We start from the raw sequence: 15,348 nt of genomic DNA, 5'->3' as shown, positions 1-15,348 counted from the left end.
AGGTGCGGATCAGGCGGCCGGATCGTCCGGGCGGGGCGGCGCCTCGTACGGCATCACCAGGAAGCATTCGGCGACCGGGTCGTAGTCGAAGATCAGCGCGGTGCTGCCCGCCGTGAGGCCGGTGCCGCCCGCCGGGCCCGCCACGGGCACGTCCGCGCTCGGCTGCCGGACCTGCACGATCGCCGACGACCCGTCCGCCGAGGTCACTTCGGCCTGGCCGAAGTCCGGCCCGACGCGCCCGGTGCGGATGACGCACATCTCGCCCACGAAGTCACGCCGGGACGGTTGCGCCGCGCCCTGGAACACCCGGCGCAGGGGGCGGACCAACCCTCGCGTGCACAGCCACGCCCCCGTCAGCGCGACGAGCAGCACCGCGATCGAGAGCAGCGCGTGCACCGCCGCGCCGCCGGTGTCGCCCACCAGGACCGAGCCCGCGAGGCTCACGAACCATGCCAGGCCGATCACCAGCGACAGCGTCACCGTCGCCGGGACGCCGCCGAGCCCCGCCGCCCCGAGGAACCCGCCGCCCTCGACCTCGACGCCGGCCCCTGTATCGGCATCGGTGTCGAGGGCGTCGATCCCGAGGCCGCCGAGCAGGACCACGGTCCAATACCCGGCGACCACCAACAGCGCGAAACTGAACAGCGCCGTCGGAAAACCAAGCGCAGCATCAAAGAATTCGACCATGGTGAACAGACTTTCTGTCTGACGGCGCGATCAACCAACCGCGGGCGTCGAACGCGCGCCGTGAAGAAAGGAAAGAGCGAGTCGCTCAGGAAGCGGGCAGGTGACCGGAACGGTCACCTGCTATCAGGGAAAAGGAAAGCGAAGGCGACCGGGGGCTGCGGCCCGGGCGGGCGGGAACGGAGCAGAGGGAAGGGCGGCACGACTCGTCGCGGCGGCTGTCCCTGGAGGGTGTGCTCGTCTCGGCTCATCGGCCTCTCCTGGTCGGAGACGCGCCACTAACGACACGTCTTACATTTGCCGACCAGACTTCCCGGCACACCAAGGGTCACTTTAGCGTGTTCTTAGCGCCGGGTAAAGCGCATTAGTCGGCGAGGTGACCGATGCCACGCCGCTGCCGGGAACGGCAGCCGTCAGGGCCGGCGTCGGTACTCGGCCCGTCGCTGAGCGAGAACACGACGGGGCCGGGGCGCGCTGTGGCGGCGGCGTCTTCGCATTCCTGGAACGCGCAATTATCTGCAGCGTCTACCGTCTAGGGTTCTACTCAATTCGCCGAACGTGGCGTCGTCGAGCGCCCGGCGCAAGTGTTGATCGCCTGCTGGAGCCGGGTCTCAGTCAACGGCCGGGACGAGGTCGTGGCCCAGTTGGCGCAGGTCCGGCGCTGTCCGGATCGGGGGCGTCAGCATCGGGGGATAGGCGATCGCTCCGCGCGTGAGCCAGGCGGCTTGGAGACCGGCGCGGCGGGCGCCTGGGCGGTGAGCGCGAAACCGTCCCGCAATACCCCGGCGAACCAGGTGGCGGCCAGGTGACCGGGCGCGTGGACGTCCTCGAACCGGGCTCGGAGCGGGGACATGTCGCTCAGAGTCTCGTTGACGTCGAACAGCGGCTGATGTCGTCTACATTACGTGACTATGCATATACGTTCAGCCACCACCAGAGTTTGGCCATGGACCCTTGATAAGGCTCCCGCCTGCCGCCGCGACCTATGATCTTGACAGAAATGCCATTTGGGCTGCGGGTGACCTAATTCGTGCCGCACCATGGTTGTCATGAGCCAAGATGAAGGGCGCGGGGCGGACGCATGCTTCGTTGAGCTTGACCTGCCCGACGGGGGCAGCGTCCTGGTGCGAGCCTCCCAGGTCGATCCTGACGGCCTTGATGAGGGTCCCTCGAATATCGGGGTCAAGGAAGCGCTCTCGTTCTCTTCCGTGACGTCCGCGCTGCGCGGGGTCGCGGCGGATGTGCATCGCGCCGTCAAGGCCGTGGAACCGGACGTCGCCGAGGTCGAGTTCGGGTTCGAGTTGGCGGTCAAGAACTCGCGGGTCGTCTGCCTGCTGGTCGACGGGGAGGGCAAGGCGACCCTCAAAGTGCGACTCGAATGGAAAAAGGGTGGCAACGGCGAGCCGTCCACCCCTTGATTCAGGCATGGGCAGCAACACCGCGCTGGCCCGGTACGTGGACTCGTGCGTGGTGCAGGTGCCGACCGGTAGGGTCCGCGGAGGAAGCGGATTTCTGGTGGCACCCGGCAAGGTGCTGACTTGTGCGCATGTCCTGGGCCCGAAAAACGGTTCAGGACACGCGATCACGGATCGGGCTGAAATCTGCTGGAACGGGGGGTTCTATGCCGGATCCGTGCGCATGGTGCCGTCCGAGAATTCAGGAAAGACTCTCTGGGACTTCCCCGACCTGGCCTTGATCTCTCTGGATTGGCCGCCTGAAGCTCATCCATACGTGCCGCTGAGCAACGAGCTTCCGGACGACCATTCGCTTCTGTATGCGACGGGGTTCAAGGACATCTATGGGTGGGATGAGTCTGAGTTAGGGGGCGTGTGGGTGAACTACGACGCCCCCCTCAGCAGTTCGACGAACTCGTGGCTCGCCCTCGCGGAGGGGGAGTTCGCGGCAGGCATGTCCGGCGGACCGATCCTCGACCCCGAGCGCGGGGCGATCTGCGGCATCCTGACGACGGCCCGCAAGTTGGGTTTTCCGCATGGCGGACTCGGTACACCGGCCACCGCCATCCGAAGTTCCTTCCCGGAGGTATGGGCGACCGAGCCGCCCGTCGAGCCGCGGTGGAGCCGGCTCCGCGCCGCCGTCCTGCCGCGGGAGAGGCTGATCGCGGAGGCTCTCAGAGAACTCCGCCCCTACCTGCGGTTCATTCAGATGCGCTGTCACGACCTGTACGACCGCGTCTTCGACGGGCTTCGCCCGTTGCCCGATGAGCCGATACTGACGGCGGAGGACCTCATCCGCGAGGTCGCGGACTCGCTGCTGCCGAGTGAAGGGCCGTCGCCTCTCGACCGGCTCAGGAAAGAGGTCGTCGCCTCCGGTCCGGGATTTTCGTCCGCCGATCGGTACGGCGCGGAACCCTCCGGCAAGGGCGGCGGAATCGCGTCCAGTACGGACGCGCGAACGGCCCTCATCCAGATCCGCCTTTCGACGGCGGGGAGCGACGATCAGAAACTTCTGCCGTCGATATGGACGTACCGTGACGTGCGCCGGCCGCCCTCCATGGTGTACTGCGACGACAAACCGAGCACGATCGAGCGGATCCGTGAGCGGATCCGGCCGGTGATCAGCAAGGCTTTACAGGAGTTGGTCGAGTCGGGACCGGGCGGCGCGGCCAGCGAAGTCGAGGACGTCGTCCTAGAGTTCGCCCTCCCGTTCGACTTCCTGTGCAAGCAGGAGGGGGCGGTGGACGAATGGTATCTCGACAAGCCGTTCAAGAAACTCGGCACCCAGTTCCCGGTGGTACTACGTATTAGCGATCGCTCCCAGGACGCGCTGCTTCAGTGCAGGCGCCGCTGGCGGACGCTGCAATGTCAGGAGCCCGTCGCCGAATGGGTGAGCTGTCGAGACACCGGCGACATCGGCCAGTTCTATGCCAAGTTCCAGAATGTCGCGGACCACACCGTTCTGATGCTCCCCCATCAGCCGGCTGATCCACCCGGGCAGTTCGTCCTTGAGGCCGCATGTGAAGCCGGCCTGCCCGCCCTTGTCTGGCATCGCCGCCCCTGCCCCGAGCATCTCCACGGTCGCCCCGGCGTCGGCTCTGCGCTGCTGGAGCACTCGAACGGCGATGGTGACGACCTGCTGGCACATCCGTGCACGGGGGACAGGCTGCACGAGGCGTTGAAGAAATGGCTCGCGAACCGATCGATGCGCGGGCTTCCGCGCATCGTGAGAGAGCTCCGCGCCGAGGCGCAGGCACACGGCGAGGGGACCGAACATCACGGCCGCGGGCTGACGCTGCTCTGGGAGGACCCGACCCGGCCCGATCCAGACAGCGCGGTACTGGCCGGCCCCCAAGGAGGGCTCGCATGACCGAATGGCGGATCTTTCGCGGCGTCGGCAAGCCGCACGACGACTATGCGCGGCTCCCGCCGCCGCTCGATTGGCGCGCCTTCGACGGCGGCCCCGTCCTGGCGGGCGGGCTGCCGGAGTGGCGTGAGATCGACGAGCGGCGGGCCCGCGCCTTCCAGACCGTCCCGGAGACCCTCGACCTCGTCAACGCGGCCCTCTACCTGCGCAGACCACTGCTTGTCACGGGCAATCCCGGCGTGGGGAAGTCGACCCTGGCGCTGGCGATCGCCTACGAACTGGGCCTGGGGCCAGTGCTGCGCTGGCCGATCACCAGCCGCACGACGCTCAAGGACGGCCTGTACACCTACGACCCGATCAGCCGGCTGTACGACATCGAGCTCAAGGAGCCCGGCGCCGACAACGACATCGGCCGCTACCTGACCCTGGGCCCGCTCGGCACGGCGCTGCTACCGCGCACCCGGCCCCGGGTCCTGCTGGTCGACGAGATCGACAAGAGCGACATCGACCTGCCCAACGACCTGCTGACCATCCTCGAAGAAGGCGAGTACCGGATACCCGAGCTGGTCCGGATCGCGCACGACCGGCCGGAGATCGACGTGGCCACCGCGGACGGCGTCGGCCGCGTGCCCGTGCGAGGCGGCCTGGTGCGTTGCAACGCCTTCCCGGTGATCGTGCTCACCAGTAACGCGGAACGCGAGTTTCCGGCCGCCTTCCGCCGCCGTTGCGTGCCCCTGCGGATAGACCCGCCCAGCCGGAGCCACCTGGCCGAAATCGTACGAGCTCGGCTCGGCGCGGAAATGAGCCATGAGAGTGAGGATCTCCTGCAGCAGTTCGTGGAGCGGCAGCGCCGCGGCGAACTGGCGACCGATCAACTCCTGAACGCCGTCTACCTGAGATTCGAAGCCGCCCGCAACTCCGGAACCGATCTCACCCAGGTTGCGCTGAAGCTGCTGGAGCATCTGCGGAACACGGTGGACTGACGATGTCGCTGGAGCGTTTCCTCGAGGCTCTCGGAGCCTTGGGCATCGAGGCGAACGAGCACGAAGTCGCCGAAGCGCTCTGGCTTGCCGTAAAGATCGGCTCCGCGGAAACGGATTCCCTCGCCGCGGCACACCTCGAATTTCGGCCGGAACCACAGCCACCGCCGTCGCTGGCCGACCGGCCGAGTACGCCGCCTTCCGATCCGGCGGCTGCGGCGGAGTTCTCCGAGGCGGCGGAACGGCAGGGTCCCGCGGCGCCGACGGCCGACCTTTACCCGGCGGCACAGCGGAGCAAAGGCACGGGGACCTCCGCGGTCACGGTGCGTTCCCCAACGGTCTCGCCCTTGCCGGACGGCCTCAACATTCTGCGCGCCCTGCGGCCGTTGAAGTTCCAGGTGCCGGACGATCGGAATCCCGTCCTCGACGAGGAGGCGACCGCCGAACGCATCGCCACCGACCGGCTGAGGTTGCCGGTGATGGTGCCCGAACCGCGGCGCTGGCTCACCCTGACCTTGGTCGCGGACGTCAGCCCGTCCATGGCCATGTGGCAGTCGCTCGTTCGCGAACTGCGGGACCTGACCGAGCGCCTCGGGGCCTTTCGCGACATTCGTCTGCGGTACCTTCACACTGAGCCGAATGGAAGGCTCAGCCTCCGCTCCAGGCTCGGCCTCGATGGTCCGCCGTGCGATCCGCGCGAGCTGATCGACCCGACCGGCCACCAGATGATCTGCGTGATCAGCGATTGTGTCGACGCGAAATGGCAAACAGGATCGATCTATGAGCTCCTCCAGCGATGGGGCCGCAGCGGTCCGTTGACGATCCTCCAGCCGCTTCCGCAACGGCTGTGGAAGCGCACAGGGCCGGTGACGAGGCCTGCGAGGATGCATTTGGTCGAGCGGGGGCTGCCGAATTCTCGACTTCAGGTGACGCCACGTCGGCGTCCACTGGTAGGAACTCGCCGCCCTCGGGGAATCCCCGTGCCCGTTCTCCAGATCGACTCTGATTGGCTCGCGCCCTGGGCCCGACTCGTAGCGGGGAGTGCCCCAGAAGGCATCGACGGCATCGTCATGTGGACGGGAGAGAACCCTCGTCTCACCGATCCTGTAGTGGACGAGGGCCCTGTCGGCACTACCCCCACCGAGCGGGTCGTCCGGTTCAAGTCGGCGTCACCGCAGGCCTACAAACTGGCCGGATACTTCTCGGTCGTGCCGCTCACACTTCCGGTGATGCGAATTGTCCAACGCCTGATGTTGCCGGAGAGCAACCTCTCCCACCTCGCGGAGGTCTTCGACAGCGGCCTGCTGCGCATCGTGAGCGAGTCGACCTCTGATCCCGAGCAGACTCAGTACGACTTCGACGACGGAATCCGGAGCGTCCTGCTCGGCACCGTACGCCGATCCGAAGCCGTCCGCGTCGCCGAAGAGATCAATGACTTCATCACGACCCGGATCGGCGGGACCCGCACCACCCACGCCGTGCTGCCGCTGCCCGGAGGAGGCGGCGACGAGGCTCTGGAGCCGTCGGGCCGGCCGTTCGCCTCCTTTCCCGCCGAGGTTCTGCGACGACTCGGCGGCGACTATGCGTCCTTGGTGGAGGCGCCACCGGACGGAGACGAATCGGCTCCGCAAGCCGGAACCCGCCGTACGACCGAGCCCTATGACGCTGTTCCAGATCTCGGTGGCGGGCGGCGGCGGGAAGTCGCGCACGAACTGTGGGCGCATCGCGGCGCGGCGGTGATCACCGGGATCTCCGGGGCCGGCAAGTCCCTGCGGTTGGTGAAACCGCTGCTGAGCCGGTATTTGAATGAGCTCGGAAGGCCGGTCGTCAGCATCGACGTCCCGGAGCGTTCGACCGATATGGAGCAGGATCTAGTGGGCCTGCTGGTCGACGGGCTGGTCCTCCCGGCCCGTGACGCCGTCGCGCCGCGGATCGTGCCGGAGCACGGGTTCAAGGCTGTGGTGCGCGCGTTGCTGGACGCACAGGTGCTCGTGGTGATCGACGAGTTCCAACGGCTGCTGGACGCGGAGAAACGGCCGCGGGAGCCGTTCGGGTCGGCGCTGGCGGCGTTGGCGCGGACGCCTGGGCACGAGGGCGGCTTGTGGCTGGTTTCCAACCAGCATCTCGACTCCCTGTGGGCCCAGCCTTTTCATAGGGTCGGACTGCCGACTCCAGAGGTGGACGAGGGCGTGGGCATCGTCTTGGGGCACCTCGAGACGGCGGACGCGGCGGCCAGGTTCCCCGAGTCCCGCAGAACGGAGATCGTGAAGCGGCTTGGCCAGAACCCCCGCGTCCTGCATTTGCTGGGTTCCCTTTTGCGCCGCTTCACATTGGACGAGTTGCTCGGCCCTCCCACCGGGGAGAATCTCGAGGGAGAACTCGTCGAGTGGATCGAGCGCGGGCTGGTGGCCAAGGCCACCGAAGGGCTGGCCAATGATCAGCGGGACGCGCTGCGCAGGCTGTCGATCCTGTCGGCGGGATTCGAACTGGAACTGGCCCAAGCGCTGGTGGGTGATTCCAAGGATTCGATCTGGGAGTTTGGCTATCGGTATCTCATAGAGCCGACGCAGGACAAGCGTCTCACATATCGGTTGCATCCGGCTGTGAGGGAAGTCGAGAACGAGTATCTGCGCCGGGACGAGCGGGCGTGGCGTTCAGCGCATCGCGCGGCCGGGCAGTGGTACGCGGGCAGGCTCAAGCGGTCCGGCGCCGAGGAGCAGGCCCTCGCCCTTTCCGGTGCGTTCTTCCATCTGCGGGAGGCGGGCGCGGACCGGGAACTGACCGCCGCGATCGCGGTCGCGCGCGCGGAGATCGAACGGCGTTACGGCGGAGACAAACGCCATATCGTTCCGGAGTCGGCGTGGGAGCGTGACGCGCGCATCGGCCTGCTGGCCGAGTACTTGGTGGAGCCGGGGGCGCCGGGCGTGGAGTACCACATGGCGCGGCTGCTCCAGGAACGGTTCCGCGAGACCGGCGACTCGCAGGACGGCGAGCGGGCGCTTTCGCACGCCGAGCGGGCGGCGACGGGCTGGCCGACCGGTTCGGCGGTTCCGTGGGTCATGTGGATGAAGCTCGTGACCGAGGTCAGGGGCTTCGCCGACGCTGAGGAGGTCGGCCGCCGGGCGTTGGCCCACAAGCCGTATGTCGGTGAGCAGAGGTTCGCCGTGTACATGCAGTTGAGCATTTGCCTCACCGCGCAGGAACGGGTCGAGGAAGCGGTGGCGGAACTGCGCAAGGGCTGCGCGGAGGCCAAACCGGCGGATCAGCGCCGTCTGGCCGATCAGGCGGTGCTGTACGCGGCGGCCGAGCCGTCCGACGACCTGCTGCGCCGCACCCGCGACTGGCTCAAGAGTTCGGGCGTCCTCGACTACCAGGCGCGGCTGGCCGAAATCCTGCTGCTCCAGCACCAGGGAAAGTGGCGCGAGTCGGCGGACCTGGCGCGGCAGAGCAGGACGGCGTTTCCGAAGCCGTACCTGCATTTCCCCGTTTTCGAGGCGATCGGCCGAATCGGTGACGGCGATCCTGCGGCCGGGCTGACCGTGTTGCAGGAAGCGCGTATCCCGGGCAGCCAGCGTGCCTCGCACAGGTCGGAACTCCGTGAGGGGAAGGCGTGGCTGCGGGCGCTCGCGGCCTTGCAGAGCGGGGAACTGGACGAGGCGTCCCGCTTTCTCGGCATTTACCTCGGAACGGCGCACCCGCCGACCACGGCAGAAGAGATCAGAGCGGTGCTGCTGACCGAATGGGACACCCGCGTGGCGATCCCCGGTGAGGCCACTCCTTCATTCATCACACCGATTCTTCCGGCGGCGGTCACCGGGTTGCCAGAGAGTGTGAGGCGTCCGCAGTACGGGCCGCGCGTCCTGGACGACTCCAATCTCGACAACGGCGGTGACCAGAGGCAGGTCGTCCTCGCCGTGGCGACGGAATGGTCGTCGAGCCACGGCGGGCTGAGCACTTTCAACCGGCAGCTCTGCGCCGCGCTGGCCCGCTCCGGAATGCGCGTGTTCTGCATGACGCCCAACCCCAGGCCGGAGGAGATCACGGACGCGGCCGATTCCGGCGTCGCGCTCGTCGGCCCGGCGAGCGAACGAACAGCCTCGGAGTTTGCGGTACTGGAGAACCGCCCGGAGGGCTTCGAAGACCTTGAGCCGGACTTCATCATCGGCCATGGACTCGACACGGGCCAGGCCGCCTTGGCCCAAGACGACCGTTTCCCGAGGGCCAAGCGGCTGCATTTCATCCACTTCGCGCCGCAGGAGATCGACTGGTTCGAACTCGCCCGCGACGAGGACGGCAGAAATGTTAGGAAACCGGCCGAGCAGCGCATGCGGATCGAGGTGGCATTCGCCCGCAGCGCCTACCAGAGCTTCGCCGTGGGTAACCGCCTGCACAGACAGTACGCCCGCATAGTGGACTCGCAGGGAAACGCGCCGCTGGCGTGCCTGAACCCCGGATTCGACGCCGCCGACCTCACTCCCCGCGACCCTCCTCGCGGAAGGCCGCGGGTGCTGCTGTACCGACGCGGCGGGAACGCTGAACTGGAAGGCATCGACCTGGCCGCGCGCGCCCTCGACCAGGTCGCCGCGGCGCTACGGGATGCCCGGCCCGCGAACGAGGTCGAACTGGTCGTCCGCGGCGCCCCCGAGGACTCGTCCGCCGAACTGCGGCAAAAGATCATGGATTGGTCCGACCATCCGGCGTTGGGGGTGATCGTGCGGGGCGATTCGCCGGACGGGCAATGGCTCGCTGACGATCTGAGCGCGGCGAGCCTGGTGCTCATGCCGTCAAGGACGGAGGGATTCGGGCTGGTCGGGGTAGAGGCCATCGGCGCCGGAACACCCGTCTTGGTGAGCAGCAAGAGTGGGCTGGCACTCCTCCTCACCGACCTCCTCAAGGAGGAGGCGCGGCACCTCATCGTCCCCACTCGCAGGAGCGACGCGGACAGCACCGAGGAATGGGCCCGCAGGATTCAGAACGTCCTGGACGACCGGGAGGCCGCGTTCGACCGCGCGACCGAGATCCGGCGCGTCCTCGCGGAGAAATGGACCTGGGCGATGGCCATCGAGAACCTCAAGGCCGCTCTCGCTCCGCGAGCCTGAAATCCAGCGCAGACGGTCCACGGCGCATTCAGAGAGTACTTGCCGGTCCCGGCGAATCAGTGCGGTGAACCGTTTGGCCCGCTCGGTGCGACCTACAAGGCGTGGACGGGAGTTGTCTCGATCGTAGGGCCACGTGGGTGGCGCGACGGCCCCTGGCCAGCATGCCGGTGGCGGTTGGGATACCGGCTGGGCGCGCATGGTGACGCGGCCGCCGGATCGGCGGGAGGATTCCCAGCTCCTCGCGGCGATCGCCGACGGCGACAGGGAGGCGTTCGCCGAGCTGTATCGGCGGCACCTGCCGTGGTTGTTGGTGCGCCTTGGACGGCGGTGCTCGTCGCCGGAGCTCGTCGACGAGGTCGTGCAGGACACCTTCGTGGCGGTCTGGCGGTCGGCCGGGAAGTGGGATCGCCGGGGCGAGGTGGCCGCGTGGATCTGGGGGATCGGCATCCGCCGTCTGGTCGACGCGCTGCGGCGGAGCAGGCCGCCGACCGACGAGCTGACGGAGTTCGCGGGCGTCGAGACCTCGGCCGAGGAGCACGTGCTGCTCGCCGTCCAGTACGGGGACGTGGGGGCGGCGCTGGCGAGCCTGTCGCCGGAGCTTCGGGCCGTTGTGCAGGCGACCGTCCTGGATGGGCTGACGACGCGGGAGGCCGCCCGGTTGCTCGGGATTCCGCCCGGCACGGTCAAGACACGGATGATGCGCGCCCGCGCTCTGCTGCGGGAGCGGCTGGCATGACGGGGAGGTCGGGATGACCGGTTGGCACCTGGACCAGGATTCGCTCCGCCGGTATTCGCAGGGGGACGCTTCGCCGGTGCTCGCCGCGTCCGCCGAGGCGCATCTGGTGAAATGCGCGGCTTGCCGGGACGTGATCGCGTCCCATGTGGATGCTCGGCGGGTAGAGGAGATCTGGCATGAGGTGGTCGACCGGGTCGACGCGCCTCGGCGGACCTGGCCCGAGCGGATGCTCTCCCGGCTCGGCGTCGGCGAGTCGACGGCGCGCCTCGTGGCCGTGACGCCGACCCTGCGGGGGCCGTGGCTGCTGGCCGTCGCGGGCGTGCTCGCGCTCGCGGCCTGGGCGGCTCAGGCCGATGAGCGCTTCCTCCAGATGTTCCTCGTGGTCGCGCCGCTCGGGCCGCTGGCGGGTGTCGCGGTGGCCTTCGCGGGCGGCCTCGACCCGACCCGGGAGATCGGGCTCGCCGCGCCGTACTCGGGGCTGCGATTGCTGCTGATACGCACGGCCGCGGTCTTGGCGGTCACCGTGCCGATCGTGGCCGCGGCCGGGCTCGCACTGCCCGGCTCGAAGTGGCCGGCCGCCGCCTGGCTCCTGCCCACGGCCGGGCTCATCTGCACCGCGCTGGCTCTGACCTCCCGCATGACGCCCGTCGTCGCGGTCGGCGTCGTCGCTGCGGCGTGGGTGCTGGTGACCGCTCCGGCCACGGTCGCCGGTCACCTCGGCGTCGCGTTCGGTATCGGAGCCCAGATCTTCTGGCTCGCCGGGGCCATCGGCTGCGGCGCCTGGCTCGCCGCCACCCGGAACACCATCACGATCAGGCTGGGAAGAAGCGCATGACCACAGTAAGCGTGCATGGCGCGACCAAGTCCTTCGGCCGGACGAAGGCGCTGGACAGCGTCGACCTCGAAGCCGGCCCAGGAGTGACCGGACTGCTCGGACCGAACGGGGCGGGAAAGACGACTCTGCTCCGGATGATCGCCACCGTTCTGGTGCCGGATCAGGGCACGGTGACTCTGCTGGGACGCGACCCGGCCCGTCCCGCAGACCGTACGTGGATCCGCCGACGCCTCGGCTACCTGCCGCAGGACGCCGGTTTCCATCGGGGGTTCACGGTCTTCGAGTTCATCGACTACGTGGCGATTCTGAAGGAGATGACCGACCGGCGGACCCGGCACGACGAAGTCCGCCGGGTCGTCGCGTTGACAGGGTTGGAGTCCGTCAGCGCGAGGCGGATCCGTGCCCTTTCCGGCGGAATGCGGCGGCGGGTCGGGTTGGCTCAGGCGCTGCTCGGGGATCCGGACCTGCTCGTCCTCGATGAGCCGACGGTCGGCCTCGATCCCGAGCAGCGGCTGCGGTTCCGAGAGATGATCTCTCAGGCGGGGGAGGGGCGCACGGTGGTCATGTCCAGTCACCAGACGGAGGACATCACCGCCCTGTGCAGCAGGATCGCCGTGATCCACCAGGGCCGGGCCCGATTCGTCGGCACGCCCGCCGAGCTGACCGCCCAGGCCGCGGGACGCGTGTGGACGGACACGCAACGGTCGCCCGCCGCGCTCACGGCATGGCGCACCGGCGATGGCGCCTACCGCAACGTCGGCGACCCACCTGAGGGCGTCGAACTGATCCCGCCCACGCTGGAGGACGCGTACCTCCTGCTCATGAGCGAACCCTCGCTGGAGGTGACTCGCTAATGGACGCTGCCGAATCCGTCGCCACCGGCCCGGTCGTGGTCGTCTCCCGTCGCTTGGCGCCGCTGATCGGCCGGGAGGCGCGCCGCCTCGTCCGGCATCCCGTCCTGTGGCTGGTACCCGTCGTCGTCATCGTGACCACCGCCTTCGACTCGGCCAGCGGCGGCCGGGACGCCGGCTACTGGTACGGCACCATTTTCATCACCGTCACGTTCTTCGGGCCGATATTCGTCCTCTTCTCGGCGAACCTGGTCGCCAGCGGCGCGCGCCGTAGCCGGGCCGAGGAGATGCTGAACGTCACACCGACCACGGACACGCGCCGGACGTGGGCGATGAGTCTGGGCGTCGCGCTCCCTCTGGCCGGAGTCGGCGCCGTCGGGGCGGGTGCCATGGCTCTCATCGACAGCGTCAAGGACATCCCGCCCGAGGACGTGCGGACTGCCGGCGAACTCGCCCAGCTTCCGTTCGTCCTCGCCGGGGCCGGGCTGCTCGGCGTCCTCGCCGCCCGCTGGCTGCCGTTCGCGGGCGGCGTGCTGGTCACCTTCCTCGCCGCGACCCTGGGCGGTCTCGTCCTGTTCAGGCGGTTCGACTCCGGCATCTGGTGGATGTGGTGGACGACGGGCACCCCCTTCGAGGGACAGGCGCCGGTGCCGGGCGAACCGTGGCTGCATGCCGCCTACCTGGCCGGACTCTGCGCATGCGCCGCCATCGCCGCCGTCTACCGCGATCGCGCGCAGTGGCCGCGGCTGGCCCTCGTCGGTGTGCCGGTCATGGCCGCCACTCTCGTCCTCGGCTGGCTCCAACTGCGATGACACCGTCCGTGGCGTGGGAACTCGTCCGCAGCGGCCACCTGGTGCGCAGCGTGCGCCTGGCGCCCTTCGCGACCGGCGCCGCCGCCGTCGCGGCGTTCCTGGCGGCTCGCCGCGGCGGCACGCACGACGTCATCGGAGACCTGCGCGTGCTGGGCCTGCTGCTGGCGCTGGGGAGCGGGTACGTGCTCGACGACGGCGCGGCGGTTACCTTGCAGGCCAGCCCGTACAGTCTGGCCCGCCGACTCTGGCTGCGCATCGGCTTCGCCGTCGCCGTTGTCGTCCCATCATGGACGGTCATGCTCGCCCGCTACCTCCCCTCTGCACCGGCCGAGGACCGATGGGCCCTCGGCGTCGGCCTCACGGTCGAGCTCGCCGCCGCACTCACCGTGATCTGGGCGGTGGCCGCTTGGGGCCGTCGCCACGGATTCGAGCACCCCGGCGTCATCACCGCGCCCGCGCTCCTGGCCGCGCTCTTGCTCGCGGCGTCGATTCCGCAGGCGCCAATGCTGGTCGGCTCCGGAGCACAATGGACTCCGGCTCATCTGCGATGGTCGGGCATTCTCGTCACCGCGATCTGCGTGCTCATAGCCGCGATGCGCGATCCGGCCGCGCGCTGGCGCCCCGAAGGCTGACCGGGTCGCGCCACCCCTGACCGGCACGTGACCTGTTCATGGCCGTTTGTTTTGAACGCCGGTTTCCGGGCATCCGCGTTCCCGTACGATCCGGCGCACCTTGGAGGAACCACCATGTCGACCGCGATATGGGTCATCATCGCCGTCATCGTCGTGGCCGCCCTGGTCACGGCCGCGTTCTTGGCCCGGAACGCGTCCCGCACGCGGCGGCTCAGGCAGCGGTTCGGCCCAGAGTACGACCGCACCGTGGAGCGTACGGGCGGCCGGGCGGCGGCCGAGCGGGAGCTGCTCTCCCGCGAGCGCCGCCACGAGGAGCTCGATCTGCGCGACCTCGACCCGGCCCGGCGCGAGCAGTACCGCGAGCAATGGCTCCGCGTGCAGGAGCGCTTCGTCGACGCCCCGGACGCCGCGGTCGAGGAGGCCGACCGCCTCGTCACCGTGGTGATGAGCGAGCGCGGCTACCCGACCCGCGGCTTCGAGGAGAAGGTCGCGCACCTCTCCGTCGAGCACGGCCGCACGATGGACCACTACCGGAACGCCCACGCGATCAGCGGGAAGGCCGCCGCCAAGCAGGCGTCCACCGAGGACCTGCGGCAGGCGATGGTGCACTACCGCGCCCTGTTCGAGGAACTGCTCGCCGCGCCCGGCGAGCCGACCGGGCACGAAGCCGCCGCCGGGACGGCGCGACGCGGCGACGACCGGACCACGAGGAGCTGACCCCGATGGAGCACAAGCGACCCGTCGACACGGCGCCGGGCACGGCCGGCGACACGCACGTCGCAGGATCCGCGTCCGCCCCGAAGCCGCCGGTCGTCGAGGCCCCCACCGCACCGTCATCCCCGCCCCCTTCCGCCGGCCGGGCACCGGCGCCGACACGGGCACCGGCGGCGGTTCCGGCGGCCGGATCGGCGGAGACGTCCGGACCGGTGGAGACGTCCGGACGGGCTGAGACGCCGGAACCGGTGAAGACGCCCGGACGGGCTGAGACGTCGGAACCGGCGAAGGATCGGGCGCGGCTGCTCGACCCGGCCGAGGCGGAGCGGTTCCGGCAGCGGTGGCACAGCGTGCAGGCCGCGTTCGTCGACGACCCGGGCGGGGCCGTTCGCCAGGCGGACAAGCTCGCGTCCGACGCCGTGGACGCGCTCGGACGTGCGATAGCCGCGCACCGGCAGACGCTCACCGAAGGCCGCGACGACCAGGAGAAGTCGGACACCGAACGACTCCGCCTCGCACTGCGCGGCTACCGTGACCTGCTGAACCAGGTCATCGACGCCTGACCCGCACCACCGAGCCGCGGCACCGTGCCGCGGCACCGCCGAGCACGACTGACACAGCCCGGACCGGTCACCGATGCCGGTTCCGGGCTGTCCGGCGTAGTGGTGGCAGTCGCCGGGCATC

Annotated in this window: 12 protein-coding genes; 11 read left to right on the top strand and 1 reads right to left on the bottom strand. The window is 69.2% G+C overall.

What is annotated here, in order from left to right; genetic code table 11:
- Window positions 1-9: 9 nt before the first annotated feature.
- Entirely contained in the window at window positions 10-687 is a 678-nt protein-coding gene (locus tag FXF68_RS05240) for a hypothetical protein (RefSeq protein WP_148757716.1), read from the bottom strand.
- A gap of 1,046 nt (window positions 688-1,733) precedes the next feature.
- Between FXF68_RS05240 and FXF68_RS05230 the strand changes: the two genes are divergently transcribed.
- The 11 genes from FXF68_RS05230 (at window position 1,734) to FXF68_RS42130 (ending at window position 15,227) form a co-directional block, all read left to right on the top strand.
- On the top strand, window positions 1,734-2,102 hold the full coding sequence (locus FXF68_RS05230; protein ID WP_148757715.1) for a CU044_2847 family protein: 369 nt from the start codon (window positions 1,734-1,736) through the stop codon (window positions 2,100-2,102).
- A gap of 7 nt (window positions 2,103-2,109) precedes the next feature.
- Window positions 2,110-4,008: a VMAP-C domain-containing protein gene (locus FXF68_RS05225; protein WP_148757714.1), complete on the top strand. Its 1,899-nt coding sequence runs from the start codon at window positions 2,110-2,112 to the stop codon at window positions 4,006-4,008.
- The gene (locus FXF68_RS05220) at window positions 4,005-4,988 is read left to right on the top strand and encodes an AAA family ATPase (protein ID WP_148757713.1); all 984 of its coding nucleotides are present in this window, start codon (window positions 4,005-4,007) and stop codon (window positions 4,986-4,988) included. Before FXF68_RS05225 ends, FXF68_RS05220 begins: the two co-directional genes overlap by 4 nt.
- A gap of 2 nt (window positions 4,989-4,990) precedes the next feature.
- Window positions 4,991-10,084 carry an SAV_2336 N-terminal domain-related protein gene (locus FXF68_RS05215; RefSeq protein WP_148757712.1) on the top strand — a complete coding sequence of 1,698 codons (5,094 nt, stop codon included), beginning with the start codon at window positions 4,991-4,993 and terminating at the stop codon, window positions 10,082-10,084.
- A 196-nt stretch (window positions 10,085-10,280) separates the two neighbouring features.
- Window positions 10,281-10,820 carry an RNA polymerase sigma factor gene (locus tag FXF68_RS05210; RefSeq protein ID WP_148757711.1) on the top strand — a complete coding sequence of 180 codons (540 nt, stop codon included), beginning with the start codon at window positions 10,281-10,283 and terminating at the stop codon, window positions 10,818-10,820.
- Window positions 10,821-10,833: 13 nt separating this feature from the next.
- Complete coding sequence (locus tag FXF68_RS05205; protein ID WP_148757710.1) at window positions 10,834-11,655, top strand: zf-HC2 domain-containing protein; 822 nt, start codon at window positions 10,834-10,836, stop codon at window positions 11,653-11,655.
- Window positions 11,652-12,509: an ABC transporter ATP-binding protein gene (locus FXF68_RS05200; protein ID WP_148757709.1), complete on the top strand. Its 858-nt coding sequence runs from the start codon at window positions 11,652-11,654 to the stop codon at window positions 12,507-12,509. The genes FXF68_RS05205 and FXF68_RS05200 overlap by 4 nt, the downstream gene beginning before the upstream one ends.
- On the top strand, window positions 12,509-13,318 hold the full coding sequence (locus FXF68_RS05195) for a hypothetical protein (RefSeq protein WP_148757708.1): 810 nt from the start codon (window positions 12,509-12,511) through the stop codon (window positions 13,316-13,318). Before FXF68_RS05200 ends, FXF68_RS05195 begins: the two co-directional genes overlap by 1 nt.
- Before the next feature lie 8 nt (window positions 13,319-13,326).
- Window positions 13,327-13,950 (top strand): hypothetical protein, encoded by a 624-nt coding sequence (locus FXF68_RS05190; protein ID WP_148757707.1) that lies wholly within the window; start codon window positions 13,327-13,329, stop codon window positions 13,948-13,950.
- Between the two features lie 114 nt (window positions 13,951-14,064).
- Window positions 14,065-14,667 (top strand): hypothetical protein, encoded by a 603-nt coding sequence (locus tag FXF68_RS05185; RefSeq protein ID WP_222869804.1) that lies wholly within the window; start codon window positions 14,065-14,067, stop codon window positions 14,665-14,667.
- A gap of 5 nt (window positions 14,668-14,672) precedes the next feature.
- Window positions 14,673-15,227, top strand: coding sequence for a hypothetical protein (locus FXF68_RS42130; RefSeq protein ID WP_187437737.1), 555 nt, complete (start codon window positions 14,673-14,675; stop codon window positions 15,225-15,227).
- Window positions 15,228-15,348 lie beyond the last annotated feature (121 nt).

The sequence above is a fragment of the Actinomadura decatromicini genome (genome assembly GCF_008121305.1).
GTDB classification, from domain to species: Bacteria; Actinomycetota; Actinomycetes; order Streptosporangiales; family Streptosporangiaceae; genus Spirillospora; species Spirillospora syzygii.
Note: the sequence above shows the minus strand (reverse complement) of the source record. Positions and strands in the feature narration are given on the sequence as shown.

Excerpts from the sequence above, each read along its gene's own strand:
- FXF68_RS05240 (WP_148757716.1), bottom strand. The coding sequence starts at position 687 with ATGGTCGAATTCTTTGATGCTGCGCTTGGTTTTCCGACGGCGCTGTTC.
- FXF68_RS05230 (WP_148757715.1), top strand. The coding sequence starts at position 1,734 with ATGAGCCAAGATGAAGGGCGCGGGGCGGACGCATGCTTCGTTGAGCTT.
- FXF68_RS05225 (WP_148757714.1), top strand. The coding sequence starts at position 2,110 with ATGGGCAGCAACACCGCGCTGGCCCGGTACGTGGACTCGTGCGTGGTG.
- FXF68_RS05220 (WP_148757713.1), top strand. The coding sequence starts at position 4,005 with ATGACCGAATGGCGGATCTTTCGCGGCGTCGGCAAGCCGCACGACGAC.
- FXF68_RS05215 (WP_148757712.1), top strand. The coding sequence starts at position 4,991 with ATGTCGCTGGAGCGTTTCCTCGAGGCTCTCGGAGCCTTGGGCATCGAG.
- FXF68_RS05210 (WP_148757711.1), top strand. The coding sequence starts at position 10,281 with ATGGTGACGCGGCCGCCGGATCGGCGGGAGGATTCCCAGCTCCTCGCG.
- FXF68_RS05205 (WP_148757710.1), top strand. The coding sequence starts at position 10,834 with ATGACCGGTTGGCACCTGGACCAGGATTCGCTCCGCCGGTATTCGCAG.
- FXF68_RS05200 (WP_148757709.1), top strand. The coding sequence starts at position 11,652 with ATGACCACAGTAAGCGTGCATGGCGCGACCAAGTCCTTCGGCCGGACG.
- FXF68_RS05195 (WP_148757708.1), top strand. The coding sequence starts at position 12,509 with ATGGACGCTGCCGAATCCGTCGCCACCGGCCCGGTCGTGGTCGTCTCC.
- FXF68_RS05185 (WP_222869804.1), top strand. The coding sequence starts at position 14,065 with ATGTCGACCGCGATATGGGTCATCATCGCCGTCATCGTCGTGGCCGCC.
- FXF68_RS42130 (WP_187437737.1), top strand. The coding sequence starts at position 14,673 with ATGGAGCACAAGCGACCCGTCGACACGGCGCCGGGCACGGCCGGCGAC.